This window comes from Lactobacillus psittaci DSM 15354 (assembly GCF_000425905.1).
In the GTDB taxonomy this organism is placed as follows: Bacteria; Bacillota; Bacilli; order Lactobacillales; family Lactobacillaceae; genus Lactobacillus; species Lactobacillus psittaci.
In genome coordinates this window covers 1-26,906 of the sequence record NZ_AUEI01000012.1, presented here as the reverse complement: position 1 = coordinate 26,906, position 26,906 = coordinate 1, and the positions used below count along the sequence as shown (strand labels likewise).

The following is a 26,906-nucleotide window of genomic DNA, read 5'->3' as shown; positions in this document are numbered from 1 at the left end:
GCTTGCGAATTGACTTCGCTTTTGTTTGGGTTGTTACACCCGCACACTTTAGCGAAACTTTGTTCAGTTTTCAAAGTACTAACTCTGGCTCGCTATGAGCCTCAGTTATTTTATCATGTCCTTAAATCTCTTGTCAAGAACTTTTTTGATAAATATCTTTCGTCACTCGCCTGATTGACTCGCGACAATTTAATATATTACCAACTTCTTAACTAGCTGTCAAGAACTTTTCTTTTCTCACTTTAAGTTTTTACCTCTCGCGAGAACAGATACTACTATACAGGCTTTCACTCTTTTCGTCAAACTTGGTACTTTGTTCGATTTATACAATGTTTTTTATCATAATTTAGTTTTATTTCTTTTGATTTATCCACTTCACGATTGTTCTACCTTATTTTTATTTTATTTCTATTATATAGTTCGCGTTTTTTGATATTTTTATATTTTTTCTTTCAAAAAAAGTTTTATTTTCTGCTTTTTAACATTAACATTTATCTTCTTTCAATGATATTAAGATACTTTTTAGATATAGTTTGTAACAATCCATAATCGGATTGTAATTAGCTAGTTGTAGTTCTGTAACAAAGCTGAAATATAAATTAGGTAATATAAAGCATGTCAATTATGAATTTACGTTTTGTAGTTTTTAACTACCTAAAATTTTATTGAGGAGAATTATTTTGAAGAAAGTTAGAAAACACGTTATCAAATTAATCAGCGCCGTTGGTTTGGCATTAGCTGCTTTATTTGCCTTCAACGCAGTATCTGGTTCATTATATGAAACTGCTAGTGCTGCTACACCCTCAGCAGTTAGAGTTAATTACCGTGGTTGGTCAATTGCTGTTTGGAACAACTACGAAAATGGTTCCGTTACTGGTAAATTTTTACCAAATGGTTCTGCTTGGAAAGTAATTAGAACTGCTACTAATTCAAAGGGTGAAATTTGGTACGACTTAGGTGGTAACCAATGGGTACCTTCAGCTTACGTTACTGATGCTGCTCAAGCTGTTAGTCAAGCTCCATCATCTGCTGAAGCTGCTGCTAAGGCCTGGATTGCTAACCGTGAATCTGGTGGTTCATACACTGCTAGAAACGGTATTTACTACGGTAAGTACCAACTTACTATTAGCTACTTAGGTGGTAACTTATCACCAGCCAACCAAGAACGTGTTGCTGATAACTACGTTAAGAGCCGTTACGGTTCATGGGTTAACGCCAAGAACTTCTGGATTAGTCACGGCTGGTACTAATTCAATTTAAATTGCGCATTAAAAAAGAGTCGAGATAAAACTCGACTCTTTTATTTTGTTTAAATCTTGTCTTGCTTATACATCCGATAAATAGCTATTGCTACAACAGCTATTGAGCAAAAGATTGCTAGATAAGCCATGTCTCCGACGGATAAAGCGTTGCTAACACTAATGTTTTGATCTTGAGCATATTTTTCAACTAAATACTTCATCAAAGTCGGAGTGGCTGCAAGACTAGCAAAAGAAACAATTCCTGCCCCTAGAGATACTCTGCGTGAATATGGCTCTTTAAAGAAGTTAGATAAAACACAAAGTGCTGGAGCAATCATTAACAAAAAAATCCATAAAATAATCATTAACCCTGCTGGGTCATTCATAAATTGGGAGGTATTTGAAGCATATCGATAAGATCCCCAAAACGAACCCCCGGTTACTGTGTTAAGCAACCCTAAAATATATGAACCTTGTTGGCCATATTTACCAGTATTTGAAAGTAATCCTTGTATTGTTTGCAAGCCATCCTGCGTACCAGCAGATGAAAAGTTAACATTAACAACTTTACGCATATAAGTTGCTAAAAACATGATAATACTTGCACCCATTTGTAAACTTTTAAGCATGCTTAACTGCCTAGAAGCCTTCAAATGGAATTCAATACTTAAAACGCGACCAGGATGATGGCTATGTCCAATTATATAAATACCAATTCCTGTCAAAATTAAAAGCAAAACTAATAGTAAGAATTGCTTAGTTACCAGTGCTAAAATTAAGGCTACAGCTACACCGGTGGCAACATATGGCCGGTCGGTCCAAATCTTCCAAAAATTTAGCTTATACTTTTGACCGTAAACTTTTTCTCTTTGATATTCTTGTCTTGTCATTTTTTCACCCATCTAGTCACCCTTTCTTTTGAAATATGCTAGCACAAAAAGTAATAAATAAGTACTAATTTAGCTCTTTCTTCATTTATTTATAAACAGTAGTGTTACACTGGAAATAAAACAATCTAAGGAGCTGAATCATGTCAAAATATACTTCAGGTTTGTCTAAAAACTGGCATCTTTCATTCTATACCCTGTGGCTGGGCTGCTTCATCACTGGAATGGGATATTCAATGACCATGCCTTTTATTTCACTATTTATTTCAGATTTAGGTAATTACAGTAAACTAGAAATCAATCTCTACTCTGGCTTAGCATTTGCTATGACTTTTATCGCTCAAGCAATTGTTTCACCATTTTGGGGAAGTTTAGCTGACCAAAAGGGGCGCAAGTTAATGTGTATGCGTGCCAGTGGTGTAATGGCATTAACTATTTCTTTAACTGGACTAGCTCCTAATGCAATTTATATTGTTATTATGCGCTTTATTCAGGGGGCTTTTTCTGGTTATATCAACAATGCGACTGCACTGATGGCCGGTGAAACACCACACGAAAAAAGTGGTTGGGTTATGAGTCAGATGATGACTGCTGGGACTGCCGGTAACTTAGTTGGGCCACTACTTGGCGGAGCACTTTCAAGCTTTTTCGGAAATTTACTAGGTGGTGCTTGGGGCTATCGTATTCCATTTTTTATTACAGGCTTATTAATGTTCTTGGTCTTTTTAGGAACTACTTTCTTTACCAAAGAAAACTTCACTCCTGTTTCTCGGGAAAAAATGAAGCCAATGAAAGATATCATGGCTTCTTTACCAAGTATTCAGTTAATTGTGGCAATGTTCATTACAACGATGCTAGTACAATCAGCCACAATGTCAATTGATCCAATTGTTTCATTATATGTTAAGTCAATGATGCCTGGTAGTAAAAATGTCGCCCTAATTGCCGGAATTGTAGCGGCAACGCCAGGCCTGGGAACGATGATTGCCGCTTCAAAGATTGGCCATAAAATGGATGAAATTGGACCATTGAAGGTATTGCGGCTAGGCTTAATTATTGGCGCCATCTTATTTGCACCCATGGCAGTTACTAACTCGCCTTGGGTCTTAGCAGCTTTACGCTTTTTACTTGGAATTGCGAGTGCTGCAATGATGCCAGCTGCTCAAACCGTCTTAACTTTGAATACTCCAAGTGAAAGCTTTGGTAGAATCTTCAGTTATAACCAGTCCTTCCAAGCTATCGGCGCGGTCTTAGGCTCACTTTTAGGTTCTGGAATTTCTGGTTTTGCTAATTATGAAGCAGTCTTTTGGGTAACAGGCTTTACCTTACTGCTTAACTTCTTAATAATTCTAATTTTTGCTAGCAAGAAAAACACACCCCGCTAAGAGGTGTGTTTATTTTTTAGTAAGAAAAGACTATCAATTAGTAAAATTGTTCCGCAAAAACTAAAAATCCATAAGCTAGCTAAAGTATTAAATAATAATCCAAAGATAGCAAAAGAAATTGGAGATAACAAACTAACTAAACTGCTCATAGTTGAACCAACTCGTCCTTGGTAGTCCTCTGCTACTTGAGTTCTTAAATACATTGCAAAGGGAAGATTCGACATTGTTAAAATACCGCCAATTAAAAACATCCCCAAGCCAAAAGTAAATGTTATCAGATAGGTGTTCTCTACCAGCTCAATAAAAGCAAAAATAGCAAAAATTACAGATAACACTACGCCATTTCTTCCAGTAAATCCTAAATAAGCTCCATTTAAGTTAAGCTTACTAAGAAATAAACTAGTTACTAGCATCCCCATTGCTAAACAACTTGTAGTCATTCCATATAATTCAGATCCTAATTTTAGCTGCTTCACCATGATTACTGGTAGCCCCACTTCAACTGCGCCTAAAGAAAAATTAGCAAATACTGCAAAAAGTAGTAAGCCTAACAAGTTCTTATCTTGTCTAATATAATTGATACCAGCTTTAAATGATTCTTTTATTGAAGATAAGTGACTACTTTGGCGCTGCTCAACCAGATAAAAATCAATCATACTAATTAATAGTAGCGAAACTACTTCTCCAATTAATTCAATAATAGTCACCCAATTAAGCTCTAGCCAGCTAAAAACTACCCCACCTAAAATTGGAGCTAAAATTGCCGTCCCTGCTGTAACAACTTGTTCATAGCCAATTAATTTTTGACGATATTCTTCAGCAACAAATGACTTAGTTGAAGCCTTATAGCTTGTTTCCTGAAAGCAATCAGCTAAAGATAAACCAATTACTGCTAAAGTAATTAATAAAATTTGCTCATTCAAACTTAGTAATTCAATTAAGCTTAGAAAAATCACATCTAAAACAATACTTACTAGTTGCGCTCCAATTGCAATTTTCTTGTGATGATATTTATCTACTGTGTAACCAACTAATGGTGTAAATAAAAGCTTAATTACAGGATTTATTAACAAAATTGTTGAAAACACTAAGCTTGACCCTGTTTTTTGCAAAGTATAAAGGCTCAGGCAAAAAGAAAAAATTGAACTAGCTAAATTGCCAATTCCTAAGCTTGAGACAGCTAATAGGAGTTGTTTTTGAGATTGTTTGGCCATTTTGACTCCTCCTTATATTTTTATTTGCATTAAAGCAAAATCAATTCTTAGCTTTTTCTGCTTTTTGCATATATGATAAAAACAAGGAGAAAAAAATGAACTTTACTTTTAAGAAACTACGAAAGATGCAAAACATCACCTTAAGCCAAGCTGCTAATAACATCTGCTCAGTCTCAATGCTCTCACGCTGGGAAAATGGCCAAGGCAAGATGGATTTTGAAAAGGTAGTTGAATTACTTGAGAAAATTAATCTAACGCCAGCCGAATTCTTAGCATTATCAGGGTTAAATCAACCAGATGACCTTTCTCAAGATTTAGAAAAAGCCTGGCTAACAAAAGATCAAGCCAAACTACAGCAATTAACTACCACTGCCCTAGCAAAATTTCAAACTAGTCAAAAGCTCATTGACTTAAACTATGCTGCTATTTGCTCCAGCTTATACTACAACTTGAGCCGTAAAAATCTCTTGTCGATTTCTAATCAAAATTTGCTAAACAAAGAACTCTCACATTTGTCAGTTTGGGGACAAGAAAACCTTTCACTTTTTCGAACAATTATTAACGTTCTTAGCCCCCGCATCATTTACCAAGTAAGTTATCAAGTAATTGAACATTTAGATTTTATTAAGGCTGCTGGACATGACACTTTTTATTTTGCAATTACTACTTTATTTGAAGCTGCCATTGCTCTTTTTAAGGCTAATAACTTTAAGTACGCTCAAAAAATCTTGGATAAATTAAACACCTTAACTTTTAAAGAACGCGATATGCAGCTCATTATTGGTCGCCACTTCTTAAATCAACTAGCTGAATATCATAATCAACCTAACGAGCAAAAGATCATCAAAACTATTTTCTTTCTAAAAGAAATTGGCGCTAATCATTTAGCCCATTATTTCTTGACCATCTTCAACCAAATTAAATAAAGCAAAAAATGCCCTATCGACTAGATAGAGCATTTTTATTTGAATATATTCTCGCTTATCCTTTATCTGCACCTGCAGTAATTCCGTTAACATAGAATCTCTGCATGAAGATAAACAAAATAGTAATAGGAATTGCTATGATAACACAACCAGCGATAAATTGGGCAAAGTAAGTGGTTGAGTTACCTTTACTGTTGTGAACCATGTTGTATAGACCATAAGCAATAGTATAAGTCTTAGCATTTCCTGAAGTAGAAAGAATGATACCTGAGAAAATGAAGTCAACCCAAGGACCAATAAAGGCAGTTAAAGCAGTGTAAACAATCATTGGCTTAGATAATGGTAAACCAATATTCCAGAATACTTGCCACTTAGTTGCACCATCAATTTCAGCAGCTTCATCAATTGCACGCGGAATTGTATCAAAGAACCCTTTAGCAACATAGAAACCTAATCCTGACCCACCAACATAAACTAAGAGCAAACCACCAAGGTTTAACATGTTAAGACCTTTTAAGATGTAGTATAGGGCAATCATAGCCATAAAGCCGGGGAACATCCCCAAAACTAAGGCAATTTGCAAAAATGGCTTTCTTAATTTGAAACGTAAACGTGATAAAACATAAGCAACTGAGATTGTAATAAAGGTTGAAATAATTGCTGAGGCAATTGAGATAATTAAAGTATTAATAATCCAGTTAGCAAATGGATATTGTGGGTTAGTAAAAATTCCAATGTAATTTTGCAAAGTGAATTTTTCTGGCCAAAAAGTTGAAACAAAGCCGGTATCATTATAAGAAAAACTAGCTAAGACAATCCAAACAATTGGTAAAATCCAAAGGATAGATAAAATCGTTAATAATGCATACCGGAAGATTAATGAAAGTCTTCTTTGTGCTGCGTATGATTTCATTTTTAACCCTCCTTAAATGCATTAGTACGACGATATGCGATTAATGATACAGTCGCACTCAAAATAAAGATTAAGATACCCAAGACAGCTGAAGCATTGTATCTTTGTTCTTGTCCAAAGGTTAAGTTATATAACCAAGTTACCAAAAGGTCAGTTGAACCGGCACCATTGTAGTTATTGTTCATTGGTGCACCACCAGTTAACAAGTAAATTACGTTGAAGTTGTTAATGTTACCAATGAATTGTTGAATCAATGATGGAGCCATTACAAATAAAATTTGAGGGAATGTAATTGATTTAAAGATTTGAATGGCATTCGCACCATCAATTTTGGCAGCTTCAACTTGATCTTGTGGTAAGTTTTGAATGATAGCAGTTGAAACTAGCATTGAAACTGGAATCCCAATCCACATGTTAACGAAGATAACGGTAATTCTTGCTACCCAAGGAGTGGCTTGATTATCAATAAAGTGAATTGGACTAGAAATTAAGTGCAAGTTCATCAAAATTGCATTAAATGCACCTTGATAGTCTAAGAATTGGGCCATCATTAATAATGATACGAATTGAGGAACTGCCCATACTAATACAAAGATAGTTCTCCAAAAGCCTTTATGCTTGATACCTTTAGATTCAATTAACAAAGCAAGTAAAACGCCAAAGAAGAAAGTTGTGGCAGTAGCAGCTACAGCCCAAATCAAGGTCCAACCAAGAACTGGGAAAAATGTTCCTGCTAAATCTCCACTTAAAACATTGCCAAACGCCTTAAAGCCAGTCCATGAAAAGCCAATCGGATGTTGACGATCATAGTTGGTAAAGGCCATTGATATCATAAAGACCGTTGGCAAAATCGTAAAGAGAAAAATCCCTAAAACTGGAATTGTCATCAAGGTAATATGCAAACGTTCATCAAATAAGTTTGCAAGTTCTTCTTTATTAGTCAAAATATGTTCATGATCACGTTCTAAGACATAATTCTTTCTAACAGAACGAAGGTTAACAATATAGAGCCAAATAAAGCCAATTACTACCATTAAGGCTAATAATCCAAACAACAAAATTAAAACTGAACTGTCAGGTTGCTTAGTAACATAAACTCCTTGACTAGCATCATAAATAACTTGTTTTTTCTTAATTAGTCCTAAATTTGACAAAGCTTTGATTGAGCTAAAACCAGTTAAACCAATCCAAGCAAAGAAGACGATTTCACTAAGTAGTAAAGAAAGCCCTTTTGCCCATTGACCATGCTTTAAGGCATTTAGACCCATAATGAAAAATGAACATTTAGTTATAGCATCTCCTTTAGACCACACTTCTTTATAGGTGGCTTTTGGAGGTAGATGATTTTTTCTCTTAAACATAGCTTTCTCCTTTTGAAGTAAAAAGATGGCTTTTAACCCATCTTCTCACTTAGCAATTACTATTTCTTTTCAATCTTTTTAGCTAACTTGTTAAGTTGAGCCTTGTATTGTGCTGGCTTAATCTTGCCATCGTAAGCACCACTGATTAATGGAGCAGAACCATCCCAGAAGGTAGCCATTTGTGCCATCTTAGGCATCAAGACACTGTTACCTGACTTGGCCATTTCAATTACGGCTTCAGCAACACTATCATTCTTAATATCACTTGAGTTAATAGCAGTCTTCAATACTGGGATTTGACCAGCTTTATCGTGAGCAATTAATTGAGCTTTCTTGTTAGTAATGAATGCAGCAAGTTGAGCACTAGCTTTTGCATTAGCAGTGTGTGAGTTAATAGCAAACCCTTCAATACCTAAGAATGCTTCCATTTGAACTTTCTTACCACCAACAGTAATAGTTGGGTATTTAGCAACTGCAAAGTTCTTACCTAAAATCTTCTTAATATTTGCAGCGTTCCAAGGGCCATCTAAAATAGCAGCAGCTTTACCCTTCTTTAATTGGTTCAAAGCGTTAGAAGTTTGCATAACATTCTTGTTCTTCTTTTGAGCAGCAAACCAAGTTAAGGCGTTAACACCTTCTTGTGAGTTAAAAGTTGAACCCTTTAAATCTTCACCATTGTCACCAAATAACTTAGTGCCGGCACTGAAGAATACAGGCCACATTACATATGCATTAGTAAAGTCGGTTGCAACAACACCCTTGCTAGTTAAAGTATCCCAATCTTGAACATCACTTGCTGATAATTTACTCTTGTTGTAGTAAATAGTTTGAGCTTGTTGTGCGTAAGGATATGCATAAACCTTGCCCTTCCAAGCAACACCCTTGTAAGCTTCATCAATATAGTTATTCTTGATGTTCTTAGTATCAGTTGGTGAAAGCGGGTTAATGTAACCTGCTTCTGCCATTTGACCTAATTGGTCATTTGGTACTTCAAAGACATCAGCAGCCTTGCTTGGGTCTTTACCTACATCAGTCTTAGCATTAGCTGATCCATTTGGACTTTGAGTAACCCGAACTTTAATCCCCTTGTGAGTCTTTTCAAAGTCTTTAGCAATCGTCTTGTAGTATGGTACTTGTTCAGTATCAACCCATAAAGTTAATTGATTTTTATTATTACTACTTGTTGATGCACTCTTATTGCTTGAGCAAGCTGATAATGTACCAACCATTGCTAAAGCCGCTGTAGCAAGAGCTAACTTTTTCCAAATTTTCATATTCATTTCCTCCTTATTCTTTTAGCAAGTTACCTGACAAGCAAAAGCTTCAAATGGTTTTAAAGTAATACCTTGTAAAGTAGTTCTTGCTGGATAATTACTAATTAAAACGTTTTGGATTTTGTATTCTGATGTGAAAGTGGCTTCTTTCTTAGTTAAATTACATACCACTAACCATTTTTCATTATCCAAAACTCTTTCATAGGCAAAGATATTGTCACTAGTTGCAACTGCTTTAAAGTCGCCATCAACTAGCATTGGGTAGCTGTGGCGCATTTTTATCAGTTGCTGATAAGTGTAAAAAATTGAATTTTTATCTGCTAGACAAGCCTTTACATTAATTGCTCGATAATTGGGATTTAGATGTAGCCAAGGTTTACCAGTAGTAAATCCAGCATTAGCTGAATCATCCCATTGCATTGGCGTTCTAGCATTATCACGCCCTTTAGCATTAATTGAACGTAATAATTCTGCTTTACTCTTACCTTGCTCTAATCCGGCAAAATACATATTGCGACTTTCAATATCGTTAACATCATCAATTGATTCAACCGGACAGTTAGTCATACCAATTTCTTCACCATTGAAAATATATGGCGTTCCCTTTAACAAATGAAGCATAATTGCAAACATCTTAGCTGCTTCAACGCGATATTTACCATCATCGCCGAAGCGAGAAATTACTCTGGGAATGTCATGGTTTTCCCAGAATAAGCTGTTCCAAGCTAAATTTTCTTGCCATTTAGTTAAAATAGCCTTTAATTCAGCTAAGTCAGGCTTTTTTAAGTCCCACTTACTTGCACCTACTTGGTCTAAACTATTAGCTTCAAATTGAAAGACCATTGATAGCTCGTGGCGCTTGGGGTCAATATATTTTTTAGCTTCTGCCAAACTAGCACTCCAAGTTTCACCAACAGTTAAGAAATCTTTCTTACCAAAAGTTTCACGATTCATTTCTTGTAGATACTCATGTAAGTGTGGCCCGTTGGCTGTAATCTCTTGGTCTGGTTCTTTACCAATACATTCAATTACATCCATTCGGAAACCAGCGATTCCCTTATCAATCCAAAAATTCATCATGTCATAAATCTTTTGTCGGAGTTTTGGATTTTTCCAGTTTAAATCTGGTTGTTTCTTAGCAAATAAGTGTAAGTAATATTGCTTAGTTGCTTCATCATATTGCCAAGCACTACCTGAAAAAGCTGAAGTTAACTTATTCGGCTTATCTCGCCAAACATAAAAATCGTGGTACGGGTTTTCACGACTTTTACGTGATTCAATAAACCATTTATGCTCATCAGATGTGTGATTTACCACCAAATCCATGACAATCCGAATGTGATGCTGGTGAGCTTTTTGAATTAACTCATCTAAATCAGCCATCGTACCAAACTGCTCATCAATCGCTTCATAGTCTGCAATATCATATCCATTATCGGCGCCAGGGGATTTATAAATCGGGCAGAGCCAAATTGCATCTACTCCCAATTTTTCTAAATAGTCTAAGCGGCTAATGATTCCTTGCAAATCTCCTATCCCATCACCATTACTGTCTTGAAATGACTTAGGATAAATTTGATAAACAACCGCATTTTTCCACCATGGTGTCATTTCCGCAACACCTCCTTTAAGCGCTTACATTAATTGGCAAAAATTGCTTTTTTAGTTTCACTATCAAAGAAGTGACCCTTGTTAACATCGAAACCAACGGTTACTTCTTGACCTGGTGAATGGAAGTCTCTGGCATTCACAATTCCGACAAACTCAGTTCCATCGACATTTAAATAAAGTTGACTAGTTGCTCCTAAAAGTTCCGAAACAACAACCTTAGCTTTAACTGCACTCTTAGGCCAAGTTTCAAGAAAGGCCCCTTCTGAGTGAATATCCTCTGGGCGAATACCAAAAATAACTTTCTTACCATTGTAGCCAGCTTGTTCAAGTTGCTTTGCGCGACCTTCTGGCACTTCTAAAACTAGTCCCTTATTATCACTAATCTTGCCATCTTGATAAGTAACTTCAAAGAAGTTCATTTGTGGTGAACCAATGAAACCAGCAACAAATTGGTTAATTGGGTGGTTATAAACTTCTTGCGGAGTACCAATTTGTTGAATTTTACCATCACACATAATGACGATACGGTCAGCCAAAGTCATCGCTTCAGTTTGGTCGTGAGTTACATAAATTGTTGTTGTCTTTAAGTTTTGATGGAGTTTAGCAATTTCTGCTCTCATTGACACTCTAAGTTTTGCATCGAGGTTACTTAAAGGTTCATCCATCAAAAAGATTGGTGCATCCCGCACGATGGCCCGTCCTAAAGCAACACGCTGACGTTGACCACCTGATAAAGCTGCTGGCTTTCGATCAAGCAAATGAGCTAGGCCTAAAACTTCTGCAGCATTTTTAACTTTTTTGTCGATTTCTTCTTTTGAGTAGTGACGCAATTTTAAGCCAAATACCATGTTGTCATAGACACTCATATGAGGATACAAAGCATAATTTTGGAAAACCATCGCAATGTTACGGTCCTTTGGTGCCACATCATTCATGACTTTGCCACCAATTTCCAAGGTACCCTTACTAATATCTTCAAGGCCGGCAATCATTCTTAAAGTTGTTGACTTCCCACAACCAGAAGGCCCAACAAAAACAATAAATTCTTGATTTTTGATATGTAAGTCAAAGTCTGTTACTGAATAATTTTCTGCATCAGGATATTTTTTATAGATATGGTTTAAATTAATTTCAACCATTTGCATTAACCTACTTTCTTACTATTAAATGTTGCAATAATTTTTGCTAGGTCTAATTGACTAGTATCGCTAACAACTAAATCTGCTTGACCTAAAACCTGGCTATCACCAATTCCTACTGCAAATTGCTTAGCTGCTTTAATTGCTGCTACACCACTTGCTGCATCTTCAAAGCTAATTACTTCATCAGCTTTAAGGCCTAGTATAGCTTGCGCTTTTTGGTAAATCTCAGGATTCGGCTTACCATGACTTAAAGTTTTAGGATCAACAATTGCATCAAACTCTTTCAACAAGCCTAATTGCTTTAAAATAGTAGGTGCATTCATTGAAGCTGAAGCAATTGCCATCTTTAAACCATTAGTTTTGGCTTGCTCTAGCAATTCTGAAATTCCAGGTAAAATATCAGCTTGGGTCATCTTTTTAATTGCTTGTTGATAAGCCATATTCTTTTTAGCTGCTAAAGCTTCTTTTTCTGCTAATGAATATTTATTTTCTTGGTGGCCATACCGCAAAATTAATTCAAGCGAATCCATTCTTGCTAGTCCACGCAACTCATCGCTGGCTTTAGCTGGTAACTTAATTCCTAGCTCTTCAGCTAAGGCATTCCACGCAGCCAAGTGATAACGAGCTGAATCAGTGATTACGCCATCTAGGTCAAAAATTAAGCCTTTAAGCATTTTTCTTGCCCCTCTTCTAGCAAAACTTCTTGGTCATAAACCTTAACTTTGAGACTTGGACCAGAAATTAGTCTTAATTTAACCTCATCGCTAACATTAACTTCTAATAAGCGTCCGCGATAGTTCATCTTAAAGCTATATCCCTGCCACTGACTTGGAACAAATGGTTTAAAGCTTAACTCATCATTGTAGTAGCGCATCCCAGCAAAACCTTGTACAATTGCTAGCCAGCTCCCTGACATTGATGTGATATGTAAGCCATCACTGGTATCATTGTTGTAGTTATCCAGGTCTAATCTGGCAGTTCTTTGGTAAAGTTCAACTGCCTTGTCTTGTTTGCCTAGTTCTGCTGCTAAAATTGCGTGAATACATGCACTGAGTGAACTTTCATGAACAGTTAGTGGTTCGTAGAAGTCAAAGTTCTTTTCTTTTTGTTCTTTTGTGAAGTGATTATTCAAGAAATAAATTCCTTGCAAAACATCGGCTTGTTTAATAAATGGTGAACGTAAAATCTTATCCCATGACCAATGCTGGTTAATTGGACGTTCACTTGCAGGAATCGTACTTACTGGTCGGATATCCTTATCAAGAAAAGTATCATGTTGAACAAAAATGCCTAATTCTTTATCTTCTGGGAAGTACATATTGTCAACAATATCTTGCCAGTGAGCCTTTTCTTCATCACTTACCGCTAAACGCTTCAATGCCTCTGGTTTTGCCTTAGGCAATCTTTCAAGAGTGTAAGATAAAAGCCAAGCAGCCATTTGGTTAGTGAACCAGTTATTATTAACGTTATTTTCATATTCATTTGGTCCAGTAACGCCATGAATCATGTACTTGTGCTTGCGCTTTGAGTAGTGAACCCGATCGGCCCAAAATCTAGCAGTTCCAACTAAGACGTCCATCCCTTCATCTTGAACGTAACTTTCATCTCCGGTATATTCGGTGTATTGATAAATCGCAAATGGAATATCGGCGTTACGGTGAATTTCTTCAAAAGTGATTTCCCATTCGTTGTGACATTCAATCCCGTTAAAAGTTACCATTGGGAAGAGTGCACCCTTTAAGCCTTGTTGCTTAGCATTGTGATATGCACCTGGAAGTTGCTTATGACGATATTCAAGTAAGGCATGCGTTACTTCTTTTGGAGCAACTGCTAAATACATTGGAATAATATAAGCTTCCGTATCCCAATAAGTAGCGCCACCATACTTTTCACCGGTAAAGCCCTTAGGGCCAATATTGAGTCGAGCATCTTGTCCATAATAAGTCATGAATAATTGGAAAATATTAAAGCGAATGCCTTGTTGTGCTTCATCTGAGCCCTTAATTTGAACGTCGCTCTTTTCCCAGCGCTTTTGCCAAATTGCTTCATGTTCAGCCAAGTTTTCTGAAAATGTGTGCTCACAAAGCTCATGCATTAATAAATCTGCTCGTTCTACTTGTTCATCTGGAGCCACATCACGACTAGTAATGACAATTACATCTTTTTCAAGTTCATATTCTTCACCAGCATCAAGCATAGTTGTAACTTTTTCTGCTAAATAGCCTGCTTTAGTTTCAACTTCGCCATGAACCTTTTCACCATTTACTCGTAAGCTTTGCTTAAGTAAAACTGTAAATTGCGGAACTTGGAAAGGATTTTCTTTAGTAATTAATTGGATGTACTTTCCCTTTTCATCTTCAAGTATTGGCTTCCAGAAGTGTTCTTCATAGTTGCTATCTTCATTAACGACATTGCCATCTAAAGTACTAATGAATTCAAGCTTTGCACTACCCTTTAACACTTGTGCTTTAACCTTAATTAAAGCCGCTTCTTGAATCTTATTACTTAAAAAGCGTTCAAAAGTAAACTTGATATCACTTTTGCCATGATAAATATAACTTCTAGTAAGTAACCCTTGATGCATATCCAAATTTTGGTAGTAGTCAGAAAAGTCACACTTTGCTAAATCAACTTTTTCACCATCAACTAAAATTTGAATTCCGATAAAGCTAGGAGCGTTAAGACTTTTACCGAAGTATTCTGGATAACCATTTTTCCACCAGCCAACTCTAGTTTTATCTGGAAACCAAACCCCAGCTAGATAGGTGCCAGATAGGCTATCGCCACTATAACCTTCTTCAAAATTTCCACGCATCCCCATGTAGTCATTTCCAATAGAAGTAATGCTTTCAGCTAGACGCATATCTTCTTTTGGAAAATTGTGACTGGTAATATTCCAGGGATCAATTTCAAAAATTCTCTTCATTATTCTCCACCACTTTCTGGTGATTTATTCTTACTAAATACAGTTAATCTCATTTGTAAGCGCTTTACAATAGCGAAAACCCTTGTTACCGGTATCAGGTTCTTGTTACCGATATCATTCGCACAAAATATAGCCATTTGGACTTAAAATTCCATTTTGATAACCGTTACTTACACTGGCCTGTTTATCAATTTTCACTTCATGCTCAGAAGTATTGAAGTATGCCACAAGTTGGCCATGTTTAACCTCAATCAAATCATCCTCAACCGCAAATTCAATATCACTTTGACTTAAAACTGCCGCATGCTTACGTCTAAATTCAATTAGATCATGAACTTTTTGCCAATATACATTTCCTGCTTTGTCCCAATCCATTGGCTTACGGCAATCTGGATCGTTACCACCAGTCATCGCCATTTCAGTGCCATAGTAAATAGATGGACTACCTGGTTGGATAAGTTCAAAGGCCAAGGCATTTAATGCTTTGTCTTGGTTTTCATCAGCCAAAGTTAAAAGTCTGGCAGTATCATGTGAATCGAGCATATTAAGCATGCCACTGTTGACGCAGTCACGATAAAGCATTAGCTGGTCAAATAAAACCTGTGTTAGCATTTCAGCGCTAATTTTGCCCGTTAAGAAATGGTCTTCGATTTGCTGGGTATATGGATAATTCATGACTCCAGTAAATTCATCCCCATTAAGCCAAGGCTGACTTGAATGCCAAACTTCACCCACAATGTAAAAGTCCGGATTAATCGCCATTAAGGCTGCATGGAACTTCTTCCAGAAGTGATGATCAACTTCATTAGCGACATCTAAGCGCCAAGCATCAATATGAAATTCCTTAGCCCAGTAAGTAGCAATATTTAGTAAATACTTTTGCACTTCAGGATTAGCAGTATTAAGTTTTGGCATATGCGGTTCAAAAGCAAAAGTATCATAAGGTGGCATCCCTTCACCTTTACTTGGATCTTTAAAGGGAGTAACTGGCAAATAATTAATATGGAACCAGTCAAAGTATTTAGAATCGCGTCCATGTTTAACCACATCTTGCCATTCTTTAGATTGATAACCTAAGTGATTAAAGACCGCATCAAGCATGACATGCATCCCGCGCTTATGGGCTTCATCAACTAACTTCTTAAAGAGCTTCTTATCACCAAAATCAGGATCAATTTCTAAATAATCGATAGTGTCATATTTATGGTTAGAACTAGCCTTAAAAATTGGGCAGAAGTACAAGCCGTTAATTCCTAGCTCTTGTAAATAATCAAGCTTGTCTAATACCCCTTGCAAATCACCACCATAGTAATCTTCTCTACCAGGGTGATCAGCCGGATTCCAAGGTTTAGTCCCAACTGGATCATTATTTTTATCGCCATTATTAAAGCGCTCAGGAAAAATTTGGTACCAAACTGTTTCTTTAACCCAAGCTGGCGTTTTAGCCATGTCAATTTCGTGGAAATATGGCACCTTAAAGAATTGACCATAATCATATAAGTTACTGTCATTGTATTCACGAATTCCGCGGTCCCCATAAATAATGTGACTGCCGTCTTGGCCAACTACTTCAAAGGTATATTGGCAGCGGTGTAAAGGTAACTCGAGCGTTGTCATATAATAATCTGCCACTTGGCCACTACCGATTTTGGTCATTTCTTGTTTTTGGGCCGTTTTTAAATCATAGTAACTATCTAAATAATGAACAATTACTTTTTTCACATCAGCTTTAGCAGTGTGAAAACGCAAGCGAAGATGATTTTTATCAATTACAAAACAATCTTCACTTTCTGGTCGGTGTCGTAAACTTGCTTCTTGCATCTTAATCCCTCTCTAAAACTAAACCAGCAAATGGTGCTAGTTGTAATTCGTTATCAGTTAAACTATATTGGCCATTACTCAAAATGACTTTTTGATATCTGGTTTTTACTTTTAATGGTTTATCAGTTAGGTTCACTACGACTAAGGCACTTTCATCGCCTAAGTCACGCTGATAAATAAAACTTTTATTACTAGTTGGGTGAAGGTAATAACTACCTTCCATAAATAATGGCGTCTTCTTTAGCGCAATCAGCTGACGATAAAAGTTGAAAAAGCTCTCTGAATCAGCTATTTCAGCTTCCGCAAAATGGTCATCTTGCTTTTCGCCAGTTAGCCAAGGGCGGTGCTTGCTAAAGCCATAATTTTCTACTCTTTGCCAAGGCATCACTCCACGAGCTGGCATCTTATGCGTTTTGGAAACCATCTTTAAAATTTCTGCTTCACTATAGCCTTCTTTTTCGGCCTCCTTAGCAAAGTCAAAGACCGTCTGATCTTTAAAATCAGCCAAATGCTTAAAAGCTAAATTCGTTAAGCCCAATTCTTCTCCGTAATAAATAATTGGAATACCGCGCTCTAAATATAAAAGCATGGCGAGACTTTTAGCTTGCATGTCATTTTTGGCAATCCGCGTCCGCAGTCTACTCATATCGTGATTACTCCAGTAAAGAACTGGCATAGAAATTCCTGCTAAAGTCTGCTCCCAAACCATTTGAGTTAATTTAAAAGCTTCAAAGTCAAATGGCTTAACTTGATAAGCAGCCGGAATAGCTGAATCAAGGTGACTATCATCTTCAGTAAAACAGCGGAAAGTAATTGCAGCATCTAATAAGTTATTTTCTGGATCAGTATAAGTTGCAGCTAAATTCACATTGGCACTAGCAGCTTCGCCTAATAATAAGCAATCTGGATAATCTTGCTTAATTTGCTGGCAAAATGGCCGCAAATAATGAACTACTTCTGGCAAGTTAGCAAAAAATGGCTCAGCTACAGGTATTTGGCCTTCAGGGGCTGGATAATTTTGGCGAAAATCAGCCTTGGCAATATGGATAAAGGCATCTAAGCGTAACCCATCAATTCCTTTTTTAAGCCAAAATTCTGCGATATCAAGCATCGCCTTACGGACGCCAGGATTTTTCCAATTTAAGTCAGGCATGTGTTTATCAAACAAGTGGAAGTAAAATTGACCAGTTTTGGGATCCGGCTCCCAAACACTACCACCAAAAAAACTGCCCCAGTTGTTAGGCCGATGGCCATTTTCTCCAGCAAAGAGATAATAATCGCGATAAATACTCTTAGGATTAGCAATTGCATCCTTAAACCAGGGGTGCTGATCAGAAGTGTGATTTAAGACGAAGTCCATAATAATACGGATACCATTTTGATGAAGGGCTGAAATTAAGTCTTCCATATCAGCCATGGTGCCCATCTTTTCATCAATTGCAAAATAATTAGCTACATCATAGCCATTATCTACTTGAGGCGAAACAAAGACTGGATTAAGCCAAACGGTGTTAATTCCTAGTCTTTTTAAGTATGGAATTCGCTGTTTAATTCCTTGTAAGTCCCCAATTCCATCGTTATTACTGTCTTGAAAGGACTTGGGATAAATTTGATAAATAATTGCTTCGTCGTACCATTTTTTCATAAGCGTGTCCTCCTGTTGCTAGTGTAACAAATCAAAGTAACCGCTTACAGTTGTTATCGGTATCAAAAATAAAAGGGTGCCTAGTTTTTTTACTAGACACCCTTTTGAAGAGTATTATTTTAGATTTTTTAGTTTTATTTCTCGATCAAATAGTTGCTTCATTTCTGTCGTTAAATTATGTGCGATTACAATAACAGTTGCATCTATTTGCGTTACTGTTTTTAAAATATCTTCTGCACTTTGAGCATCAATTGCACTTGTCCCTTCATCCATCAAAATTAAAGGCTTTTGATATAACAAAGTACGTGCTAAAACCACTTTTTGTTTTTGTCCACCTGACAAGTTTTCCTTCTCAACATTAACTTGAGTATCAATACCAGATTTAAATTTAGCAATATCTTTTTGAAGCTTTACATCTTTAAGCAAAGCTATCGCTTTATCTTTCAAAGCTGGATTAAACATCGTTATATTTTCAATAATTGAAACTGGCATCAAAACTGGACAAATAACACTAGCTATTTTTTCTATAAAGCTCAAGTTAATACTTTTTTAGATTAATATTCATTTATTACAAATCCGAAAATCATAATTCACACTATTACTTTATTAGAAAAATAATATTAAAAAGCAAACTAAGCTTGAAGTTAACTTAGTTTGTTTTTTACATGTAATTAACTAGCTATATTACTTATTTACAAATTTAGCATAATGTTCAGTATAGTGTGCTTTTATTTTATGCTCTCCTAAAATATCAAATACTTGAATAGCATTTTTCATTTTTTCTATGCCATTATCTTGATTTAACTTAAATTCAAAAAATCCGGTCGCATACAAAAAGACAGTTTGTTCATAGTAGTTTAATTCATTATCTAACAATTTCTCTATTTCTTTAATTAAATAAGTACAATTAGAAACATTATTTTTTTCAATACTTAAAATTAAGCAATTAATAGCTAACTGTGTCACTAATCTTTTATTATTTTTATGTAATGAGGAATATATATAATTTTCTAGCATTTCTTTTGTTAGTAGAAAAAAGGAAGTATATTCTATTGTTCGTGCACAATTTCCAAGTAGCATTATTTCATAATATCCCCAATATTCAACTTTAAAAAGATAGTCTACTAGTTTAATTATTTCATTTTTTTCAGGCTTAATTCTACTATCCGAAGTATGAATAATTGATTTAACCATTGTTTTCTCTAAATTATTTAAAGGATATTTCGATGAATTCGAAAGTAGTTTCATGATGTTGTCTAATCGTTGTTCGTAATATGCTTTTCGAATATATTGTACTAATTTAGCGAATTTATCTATTCTTGTAGAATCATCATTATGTATAATCATGAATTCTTCAATAGAAATATTAAGTTTATCAAGAATATTAATTAGTCTGATACATGAAATTTCAGATTCACCACGTTCAAATCTAGATATTTGTGATTTAGAAAGATTTTCATCTGAAATTGAACAAATGCTGACTTGTTTATTTTTACGAATTTTCCTAAGTGTTTTTCCAAAAGTAGATTTCATTAATTTTCCCACTTTCACAACAAAAATTAGATTTAATCTTAAACATTATATAATAAATCAACATAATAAGAGGAGATTATTAATGAAAAACAAAACAAAAATTTTATCAGCTCTGATACTTCTATTGGACATTCTCATTATTGTAGGTGGTTAAATTAATAATTCATAAAAATTCTATCTTAAATGTGAGTGCATATTTCACGAAAGGATTTTGAACAATATGGAAAACTTTCTTAATATAGGAAACACAAGTGTTAAAAACATTAATAAATTACATAATGATGTATTTATTAAAATGGAAAATGAAAATCCAACAGGTTCTATAAAGGATCGTAGTGTCTGGTATATGGTTAAAGACATTTTAGAGTCAAGTAAAACTGAAAATAAATCTGTTCATTTTGTTATCGCCAGTTCGGGAAATGCTGGAATCAGTTTAGCTTATTTATGTAAAATTTTAAATCACAAATGTACAATTTTTGTATCTAAGGATATCGAAGATCCTAAATATAGAATCTTAAAAAAACTAGAAGCTCAAGTAATTAAATGTTCGGGTGAAACATCTACTCTTCCGGGAGGATGGGTCTATGAAAGTCTTAAATTTTACAACGAATTAGGTCCAATAAATAAGCACTATATTGATCAATTTGATAACGAACTAAACATTGAAGCTCATTACGCTAGTACAGCACCAGAAATTTTTTCCTATTTCAAAAAGCAATCTAAACCATTAGACTATATTTTTTTAGGCATAGGAAGTGGGGGAACAGCTGTAGGTATTCAAAAATATATAGACGAACATAATTATCCCACTAAAGTTATTATCTGCGATCCTATTGGTGGAATAATTTATGATTCGTATTATGGCCATGATGCTGAGTACATTGATCACAATATAGAAGCAATTAGTGATTCCTTTATTCCGAATAACGTTGATAATCTTAATCAATTTTATGAAGTAATCAGAATGAGTGATTCTATTGTACATGATGGAAGGACACAACTCTTAAAAGATGCACAAGTCTTAAGCGGTGATGTAGCTTCTTTCGTTTATGCATCTATGATCGAATATATCAAATCTCATAATTTAAAAGATAAAACTATGTTATTGCTCAACACGGAAGAAGGCTTTAGATGAGAAAAGACGAAATAGTAATAGACGTTATTACTTCACAACAATCAATTACATTAAATCTCTTAAGAGAACAGAAATTAATAAAACAGTATATGTTTAAAAGTAAGTATAACCTTTCACAAATTAGCAACAGGTTATGTATCGTAGCAATGCTAAGATGGGCTATTTGTGAAAATTTAAATGCTAATTTTAGTATTACAAACTTTTCTCTTATGAATGCCGAAGCAACCTACCTTAAGAGTGAGATTGGGTTACTAATAGATGTGATGCGAGAAAAAATGGGAAATACAGTCAAAGACTATATTCCAATGCTTGACTATTCAAAAAAGGAAAGTATAAGCTTAGAAAATAGGAGATTTATTGATAATACAATAGCTTTAGGTTTTTCAAATGGAAAAGATTCAGTTTGCTGTCAGCTCCTGCTGAAAAAAAGCGGATATAAAATAGAAAATTTCCAGTTCGATTTTGATGATGCGGATTTTTCTCATGATTTCCATACTAAATATAATGTCAATGATGAAATGCTTGCTAAAAAATATTCCACTCAGGCTATTTTTCTTAACAACAACGTTTCATATTATCAAGAAGAAGATATGCATATTATATATTTAGCTCCTATTTTATTGAGTGCACATAAAGGCTATTACACTAAAATGGCATGTGGTGTTCAATGGGACATGCTATCACAAAACGGTAAAGGCATTACGATCGCCGAATCATTTGCATCTATGAAAAATTTAATAGATTTAACCAAATTAATGGGATTCCAAAATTTTGGCATTATATTACCTATATCAGCTATATCTTCATTCGGTGTATACAGAATACTATCTGATGAATATGGATTTTCAAAATTAGAGGATTTCAATTCATGTTGGATATCAGCAGAAACACCATGTGGATCATGTACAAAATGCATACGAGTAAAATTTACTCAGGACATATTAAAGACATGCATATCTGGTAATTTTTATACCATGTTAAATATCATTGAACAAAATCAAATTCCTGTTGATTTCTTATTTGGTTCTCAAAACATTTGTAAACTTCTTAATAATTTAAACAGGGAAAACATTCGAGATATTTCAAAAGATTTATACATTAAAGATATAAAGCCCGAATACGACGCTGGCTTCTCAAAAATAATAGAAAAGGAGTATGGTTTTAAAGAAGCAAAACCATAATAAATTAAATGAATAAATTGCTAAAAAAATATAATGAAGTTGTTCAAGAGCGATTTTATAAAACTATGTTAAAGACCCATACAGGAAAAGAATTAACTTATGGAGAATTTGATAAAAAAGTCAATTCTTTAGCAGAATATTTAAATAAGCAGTTTAGTAAAAAAATTATTCCTGTTCTTTCTAATGATAATTTAGATTATCTAATAGCAATGGTCGCCTGTTGGAAAATAAATAAGGTGTACATGCCTATTAATTTTAGTACTCCTTCAGAAAAAATTAAAAACACTTTATCACGTATTAATACTAAAACTATTTTAATACGCAATTATTCTGAAAAGCTCGAACAAATTAAACAAGTCCCATTTGATTTTTCTGAAACACCATGCGAACCTTTTAAACAACCTAGCCTATCTGAAATCGCATATATTCTGTCAACATCAGGAACAACAGGTAATCCTAAAATGGTACAAGTTAGTTTTGAAAACCTTTACTGGTTATTGAAGACTATGAATAAAGCTGTACCATTTCATGAAGATGATATATTTATCATTTCTACGCCTCCACAATTTGATGTGTCATTTCACGAGAATCTTTCCTTTATTTTTGGTAAAGGTATACTACAGTTTATTGCCCCGGGAACAGCTATTCAGCAATTTAAAAGACTAAAAAATATTTTAGTAAATGATAATATAACGCATATTGCACTATCTCCCACCTCATTGAAAACTATTCTTTCCATGACAAAAGAGAAATTTAAAAATTCACAATTAAAAAACATTATATTAGCTGGAGAAGCTTTACCTGTTAATCTTGCAAATCAATTACTGGAATTATTACCTAAAACTAGAATCTTAAATTGCTATGGACCAACTGAGTCTACGATCTATGCTACTTCTTATCTCATTGATGCACCAGTAGAAACTGACACTGTTTCGATTGGTACACCCTTGAGAGGAGCAAAGATAAAATTTTATAATTCTGATGGTATCAATTCTAATAACGGAGAAATATTAATCGGAGGTAAGGGTGTAAGCAAAGGATATTTCGGCAATCCTAAATTAACTACTGATAAGTTCGTTACGCATGGAAATATTACTTATTACAAAACTGGAGACTTAGGTTTTATAAAGGATGGTCTTATATATTATCAAGGTCGAAAAGATAGACAAGTAAAAATTAATGGAATCAGAATTGAATTAGAAGAAATAGAACAAGTTATACATAAATATTTAAAAAAGTTTATAAACTTTAATGTATTAAAAGTAGATAATAACTTAGTGCTCTTCTCGGATCAAAAAATTGACTTTGAAGCTTTACAGAAATTTATGAAGCTACATTTACCAACATACATGATACCGAATCATTACGTTAAAGTTTCTGAAATGAAGTTAACAGCAAGTAATAAGTTAGATACTAAATATTTAAAGAGTGAATTCACGAAAAAATATTCTAATAACACAACCAATGAAAATGCTTCTAATAAAGAAAGTAATATTAATAATATTATATCCGAAATTTTAGCAGAGCCTTCTTTAGATGAAATGACTAATTTAATGCTTCTACCTCAAATGGACTCATTAACTCAAATTGAAATTATTGTAGCACTTGAGGAACAATATCACGTTGATTTACCAGAAGACTTTATAAAAAAGACTCAAACAATTAGAGAAATAAGAAAAGTATTGGATTCTTCAGTAACAAAAGATATAGCTCTACATTCAACAACTTTAACAACTTCACAAAAGCAAAATCAATATTCTAATTTAAAAAATATTAGAGATTTAAATAATTTTATTCTCAAGCAAGGTAAATCATTCTATAAAGATTCTTATTATTTACAAAAGTCCTACATAGTTGATAACTTTAAACAAGTACTAGAAGTAAAAGTTACTTTGCCTAAAAACATAAATAACATTTCAAAAGTTGAAAATATCCTCTATAAAGTTATCGAAAAAAACGAATTATTACGAACTATTATTAATAAGAACAATAAGTTAAATATTTTTGAGCCTTATAAACATAAAATTCCCGTAATTTCCTCTTCTTTATTACATAATTTAAAAGAAAATATTATTACTGACTTGAAAAATTCTATTTATAACAACTTGTTATGGGAAGTTTATTTCGATGACGTTCAGAATGAACTGTACTTTTTCATTAATCACTTAATTGCAGATCAATCCTCACTTGGGATTATTGAAAAAGATATTATTAGCGTAGCTAACGGAGAAAATCTTGAAAATAATTCCTCATTCTCTGATTTTGTGAAATTTATTAATGAACATAGTTCGGAGGATACTCTAGAAAAAGTATTTATTCAGGGATTTAAGCGTGTAACTACAGATAATTTCTTCTCAAAAGTTTATAATCCAGAAAAAAGCTACTTCAAAGTAAAGACACCATATAAAAAGCAGCTTGACAATATTGTATTTGGAAATTATATTCTTTCAAAATTATTATGTAAATCTCAAGATCAAAAAATTGTTTCCGGATCTACAATTATTAACTTACGGGAATTTAATAAAGAAAACTTCACATCTACTTTCGGTGACATTCATACTACAATTCCTTTTATATATAAAGTTGATGAAAACGAATTGATGTTTAAAAAATCGTTCAGCAAGATCTACAGCTATTTTTTAACAGGCGATAATGTGAATAATTCAATTTATAAGGATTATCCTAATATTTCAAAAGATCTTAAAAAATATGAATTTTATTTAGATGATAATCTAAAATTCAGTAATAACTTTTTGGGAGCAGTGCGCGAAAAAGATCTAGATAAAACTATAAAAAAATTAGTAAAGCAGCAATATTCACTAGAAAATTTTTCAAAAACTAAATTGTATTGTACATTTTTCAGTTGTGACAATGAATTGATTTTTGTGCCAATTACACAAAAGTTATTAAAAATCTAATTTAGAGGAGGGATTTTTTGAAGAAATATAATTATATAAAATTAATAATTAGTAGATTGCTAGATCAAGTAGGAAATGTAACCTATGACTACGCTAATAGTGTTTGGATTGCTTCAATGGGAACTATAGGGCATAAATATTTAGGCATATATCAATTTTCGGAAACCATCATTTCAATAATTTTCAATCCTATAGCAGGCGCGCTAGCGGATCGTACAAACAGAAAAAAAATCTTATTAGTGACAGATTTTATCAGTGCCCTAATTTGTATTTTGGTTTCGTTAATCGGAAATAATCAAGTATTACTCTATTGTATTATCATAGCTAATATCTTATTAGCTATAACATATTCCTTTTCAAGCACCGCATTTAAATCTATTGTTCCTCAAGCCCTTAAATCTGATAAGGTATTATCATTTAATTCTTCAGTCGAAACCCTTCTGCAGATACTAAGTGTCTTATCACCAATATTTACATACTTTATTTATTATACATTTGGAATTAGAGTAGCCTTATTGGTTAACGGTTTTAGCTTTGCTGGATCATTTTTAGCAATTTTAACAATTATGGAAGATGTTGAGATCAAAGATAAATCTGAAAAGTTAACTGTTAAAAAATCTATTTCTAAACTATTTAATGACATAAAAGATGGATTAAAATATATTATTTCTAATCGTGAATTATTTGAATTATTAATTTTATCTGCTGCTGTTAACTTTTTCCTGTCATTTTATAATTTCTTGCTTCCATTTTCTAACGTTCTTTTTAAGAACCAAGAAGTATATTCAAAATTATTATTTTATGGTGCTATCGGCGCTATCCTAGGAGCTTTTCTATCTAAATTTACATCAAATACTCGAAAGACGTTATTATTATTGCTATGCTTTAGTGGCATCGGAATAATGTGTATTGCAGTTCCTATAATATTTTCAACACCTATGTTAATAGCATACATTGGTAACTTAATTTTTATGTTCTTTTTGACTGCATATAATATACATTTTGTCAGTAGAATTCAGGAAAACGTAGCAGATGAATACCTTGGACGTGTTTTTTCAACAGTATTTACAATTGCAATTCTATTCATGCCCTTAGGAACTGCTACAATAACTTTAATTCCATCAGCTGTAAATTGTTATACATTTCTCGTAGTAGGATCAGCTATTACAATAATGTCTTTAATAATGCTTAGTTTAAAAAACAAAGACAATACACTTAAACAAGTAAATAGTAATAAATCATAATATAGATATCTAAGAATACCTGACTATAACAATAATAGATGCTATAAAAATTTGAAATCTTAAAATTTTTGAGATTTCAAATTTTTAAATCGGTTTGTTGCTATTTAATCATTACAACTATTCTAACTTTAGTTGTAGCTCCAATTCTTGTGGAAATAGTGAAATCACTAACGCTTGATAGATTGTGTCAAGCGATAAAAAAGGCTCTTTGTCAAATCCTGTTGATAAAGAGTGATTTAAAGAATCAAGCAATATATAAATTGCTTGGTTCTTTTTCTTTAACTTTGTTTTCTTCTAATCTAATTCTTGTTAGTAAGTTAATGTAATTTGAGTATCCATAAGCAGTACGCTCAATCTGTTTAATCTTACGATTGAAACCTTCTAAACAACCATTAGAGTAGCTGAATCTAGCACCATTTAAGACTGCTCGTAAGTTATGCTTAAAGGTCAATAAAGTCTTGTGCATCAAAGTGCCAACCTCAGCTTTAGAATTAATTATTTCTTTCAAAGAATTAGTATCTCTAGCTTTAAGAGCAGCCATAAAGTCTT

General features: G+C 33.9%; 21 protein-coding genes. 7 read left to right on the top strand and 14 right to left on the bottom strand.

Annotated features, from left to right (window positions below; genetic code table 11):
- Window positions 1-680: 680 nt before the first annotated feature.
- Entirely contained in the window at window positions 681-1,250 is a 570-nt protein-coding gene (apf, locus tag H628_RS0103640) for an aggregation-promoting factor (protein WP_081662446.1), read from the top strand.
- A 59-nt stretch (window positions 1,251-1,309) separates the two neighbouring features.
- On the opposite strand, the gene H628_RS0103635 is transcribed toward apf, so the two are convergent.
- The gene (locus H628_RS0103635; protein ID WP_236692254.1) at window positions 1,310-2,131 is read right to left on the bottom strand and encodes a cytochrome C5; all 822 of its coding nucleotides are present in this window, start codon (window positions 2,129-2,131) and stop codon (window positions 1,310-1,312) included.
- Between the two features lie 140 nt (window positions 2,132-2,271).
- Between H628_RS0103635 and H628_RS0103630 the strand changes: the two genes are divergently transcribed.
- Window positions 2,272-3,513 (top strand): MFS transporter, encoded by a 1,242-nt coding sequence (locus tag H628_RS0103630; RefSeq protein WP_027825248.1) that lies wholly within the window; start codon window positions 2,272-2,274, stop codon window positions 3,511-3,513.
- Here H628_RS0103630 and H628_RS0103625 read toward each other — a convergent pair.
- Complete coding sequence (locus H628_RS0103625; RefSeq protein ID WP_027825247.1) at window positions 3,510-4,727, bottom strand: MFS transporter; 1,218 nt, start codon at window positions 4,725-4,727, stop codon at window positions 3,510-3,512. The genes H628_RS0103630 and H628_RS0103625 overlap by 4 nt on opposite strands.
- 95 nt (window positions 4,728-4,822) lie before the next feature.
- Here H628_RS0103625 and H628_RS0103620 point away from each other — a divergent pair, with 95 nt between their 5' ends.
- The gene (locus H628_RS0103620) at window positions 4,823-5,653 is read left to right on the top strand and encodes a helix-turn-helix domain-containing protein (RefSeq protein ID WP_027825246.1); all 831 of its coding nucleotides are present in this window, start codon (window positions 4,823-4,825) and stop codon (window positions 5,651-5,653) included.
- Between the two features lie 55 nt (window positions 5,654-5,708).
- Here the strand turns inward: H628_RS0103620 and H628_RS0103615 are convergent, their stop codons facing one another.
- From H628_RS0103615 to H628_RS0103565, 11 genes are all read right to left on the bottom strand, one after another.
- The gene (locus tag H628_RS0103615; protein ID WP_027825245.1) at window positions 5,709-6,566 is read right to left on the bottom strand and encodes a sugar ABC transporter permease; all 858 of its coding nucleotides are present in this window, start codon (window positions 6,564-6,566) and stop codon (window positions 5,709-5,711) included.
- A gap of 2 nt (window positions 6,567-6,568) precedes the next feature.
- Window positions 6,569-7,927 (bottom strand): carbohydrate ABC transporter permease, encoded by a 1,359-nt coding sequence (locus H628_RS0103610; RefSeq protein WP_027825244.1) that lies wholly within the window; start codon window positions 7,925-7,927, stop codon window positions 6,569-6,571.
- A gap of 59 nt (window positions 7,928-7,986) precedes the next feature.
- The gene (locus H628_RS0103605; RefSeq protein WP_027825243.1) at window positions 7,987-9,201 is read right to left on the bottom strand and encodes an extracellular solute-binding protein; all 1,215 of its coding nucleotides are present in this window, start codon (window positions 9,199-9,201) and stop codon (window positions 7,987-7,989) included.
- Window positions 9,202-9,222: 21 nt separating this feature from the next.
- Window positions 9,223-10,812 (bottom strand): glycoside hydrolase family 13 protein, encoded by a 1,590-nt coding sequence (locus H628_RS0103600; RefSeq protein WP_027825242.1) that lies wholly within the window; start codon window positions 10,810-10,812, stop codon window positions 9,223-9,225.
- Window positions 10,813-10,841: 29 nt separating this feature from the next.
- Window positions 10,842-11,951, bottom strand: coding sequence for an ABC transporter ATP-binding protein (locus H628_RS0103595; protein WP_027825241.1), 1,110 nt, complete (start codon window positions 11,949-11,951; stop codon window positions 10,842-10,844).
- Between the two features lie 5 nt (window positions 11,952-11,956).
- Window positions 11,957-12,628 carry a beta-phosphoglucomutase gene (gene pgmB, locus H628_RS0103590; protein ID WP_027825240.1) on the bottom strand — a complete coding sequence of 224 codons (672 nt, stop codon included), beginning with the start codon at window positions 12,626-12,628 and terminating at the stop codon, window positions 11,957-11,959.
- Complete coding sequence (locus H628_RS0103585) at window positions 12,613-14,880, bottom strand: glycoside hydrolase family 65 protein (protein ID WP_027825239.1); 2,268 nt, start codon at window positions 14,878-14,880, stop codon at window positions 12,613-12,615. Before H628_RS0103585 ends, pgmB begins: the two co-directional genes overlap by 16 nt.
- A 114-nt stretch (window positions 14,881-14,994) precedes the next feature.
- Window positions 14,995-16,701 (bottom strand): glycoside hydrolase family 13 protein, encoded by a 1,707-nt coding sequence (locus H628_RS0103580; protein ID WP_027825238.1) that lies wholly within the window; start codon window positions 16,699-16,701, stop codon window positions 14,995-14,997.
- 1 nt (window position 16,702) lies between these two features.
- Window positions 16,703-18,346, bottom strand: a complete 1,644-nt coding sequence (locus H628_RS0103575; RefSeq protein WP_027825237.1) for an alpha-glucosidase — start codon at window positions 18,344-18,346, stop codon at window positions 16,703-16,705.
- A 114-nt stretch (window positions 18,347-18,460) separates the two neighbouring features.
- On the bottom strand, window positions 18,461-18,883 hold the full coding sequence (locus H628_RS0103570; RefSeq protein WP_027825236.1) for an ATP-binding cassette domain-containing protein: 423 nt from the start codon (window positions 18,881-18,883) through the stop codon (window positions 18,461-18,463).
- 147 nt (window positions 18,884-19,030) lie between these two features.
- On the bottom strand, window positions 19,031-19,879 hold the full coding sequence (locus H628_RS0103565) for a helix-turn-helix domain-containing protein (RefSeq protein ID WP_027825235.1): 849 nt from the start codon (window positions 19,877-19,879) through the stop codon (window positions 19,031-19,033).
- Between the two features lie 220 nt (window positions 19,880-20,099).
- Between H628_RS0103565 and H628_RS0103560 the strand changes: the two genes are divergently transcribed.
- The 4 genes from H628_RS0103560 to H628_RS0103545 are packed head-to-tail and all read left to right on the top strand — an operon-like array spanning window position 20,100 to window position 26,357.
- The gene (locus tag H628_RS0103560) at window positions 20,100-21,014 is read left to right on the top strand and encodes a pyridoxal-phosphate dependent enzyme (RefSeq protein WP_027825234.1); all 915 of its coding nucleotides are present in this window, start codon (window positions 20,100-20,102) and stop codon (window positions 21,012-21,014) included.
- The gene (locus H628_RS0103555) at window positions 21,011-22,195 is read left to right on the top strand and encodes a hypothetical protein (protein ID WP_027825233.1); all 1,185 of its coding nucleotides are present in this window, start codon (window positions 21,011-21,013) and stop codon (window positions 22,193-22,195) included. Before H628_RS0103560 ends, H628_RS0103555 begins: the two co-directional genes overlap by 4 nt.
- Window positions 22,196-22,203: 8 nt before the next feature.
- Window positions 22,204-25,113: a non-ribosomal peptide synthetase gene (locus tag H628_RS0103550; RefSeq protein WP_027825232.1), complete on the top strand. Its 2,910-nt coding sequence runs from the start codon at window positions 22,204-22,206 to the stop codon at window positions 25,111-25,113.
- A 17-nt stretch (window positions 25,114-25,130) separates the two neighbouring features.
- Window positions 25,131-26,357 carry an MFS transporter gene (locus tag H628_RS0103545; protein WP_027825231.1) on the top strand — a complete coding sequence of 409 codons (1,227 nt, stop codon included), beginning with the start codon at window positions 25,131-25,133 and terminating at the stop codon, window positions 26,355-26,357.
- 244 nt (window positions 26,358-26,601) lie between these two features.
- On the opposite strand, the gene H628_RS07220 is transcribed toward H628_RS0103545, so the two are convergent.
- A partial coding sequence (locus H628_RS07220) for a transposase (protein WP_034538154.1) occupies window positions 26,602-26,906 on the bottom strand: 305 nt, incomplete at its 5' end.

Excerpts from the sequence above, each read along its gene's own strand:
- H628_RS0103635 (WP_236692254.1), bottom strand. The coding sequence starts at position 2,131 with ATGACAAGACAAGAATATCAAAGAGAAAAAGTTTACGGTCAAAAGTAT.
- H628_RS0103630 (WP_027825248.1), top strand. The coding sequence starts at position 2,272 with ATGTCAAAATATACTTCAGGTTTGTCTAAAAACTGGCATCTTTCATTC.
- H628_RS0103625 (WP_027825247.1), bottom strand. The coding sequence starts at position 4,727 with ATGGCCAAACAATCTCAAAAACAACTCCTATTAGCTGTCTCAAGCTTA.
- H628_RS0103620 (WP_027825246.1), top strand. The coding sequence starts at position 4,823 with ATGAACTTTACTTTTAAGAAACTACGAAAGATGCAAAACATCACCTTA.
- H628_RS0103615 (WP_027825245.1), bottom strand. The coding sequence starts at position 6,566 with ATGAAATCATACGCAGCACAAAGAAGACTTTCATTAATCTTCCGGTAT.
- H628_RS0103610 (WP_027825244.1), bottom strand. The coding sequence starts at position 7,927 with ATGTTTAAGAGAAAAAATCATCTACCTCCAAAAGCCACCTATAAAGAA.
- H628_RS0103605 (WP_027825243.1), bottom strand. The coding sequence starts at position 9,201 with ATGAAAATTTGGAAAAAGTTAGCTCTTGCTACAGCGGCTTTAGCAATG.
- H628_RS0103600 (WP_027825242.1), bottom strand. The coding sequence starts at position 10,812 with ATGACACCATGGTGGAAAAATGCGGTTGTTTATCAAATTTATCCTAAG.
- H628_RS0103595 (WP_027825241.1), bottom strand. The coding sequence starts at position 11,951 with ATGGTTGAAATTAATTTAAACCATATCTATAAAAAATATCCTGATGCA.
- pgmB (WP_027825240.1), bottom strand. The coding sequence starts at position 12,628 with ATGCTTAAAGGCTTAATTTTTGACCTAGATGGCGTAATCACTGATTCA.
- H628_RS0103585 (WP_027825239.1), bottom strand. The coding sequence starts at position 14,880 with ATGAAGAGAATTTTTGAAATTGATCCCTGGAATATTACCAGTCACAAT.
- H628_RS0103580 (WP_027825238.1), bottom strand. The coding sequence starts at position 16,701 with ATGCAAGAAGCAAGTTTACGACACCGACCAGAAAGTGAAGATTGTTTT.
- H628_RS0103575 (WP_027825237.1), bottom strand. The coding sequence starts at position 18,346 with ATGAAAAAATGGTACGACGAAGCAATTATTTATCAAATTTATCCCAAG.
- H628_RS0103565 (WP_027825235.1), bottom strand. The coding sequence starts at position 19,879 with ATGAAATCTACTTTTGGAAAAACACTTAGGAAAATTCGTAAAAATAAA.
- H628_RS0103560 (WP_027825234.1), top strand. The coding sequence starts at position 20,100 with ATGGAAAACTTTCTTAATATAGGAAACACAAGTGTTAAAAACATTAAT.
- H628_RS0103555 (WP_027825233.1), top strand. The coding sequence starts at position 21,011 with ATGAGAAAAGACGAAATAGTAATAGACGTTATTACTTCACAACAATCA.
- H628_RS0103550 (WP_027825232.1), top strand. The coding sequence starts at position 22,204 with ATGAATAAATTGCTAAAAAAATATAATGAAGTTGTTCAAGAGCGATTT.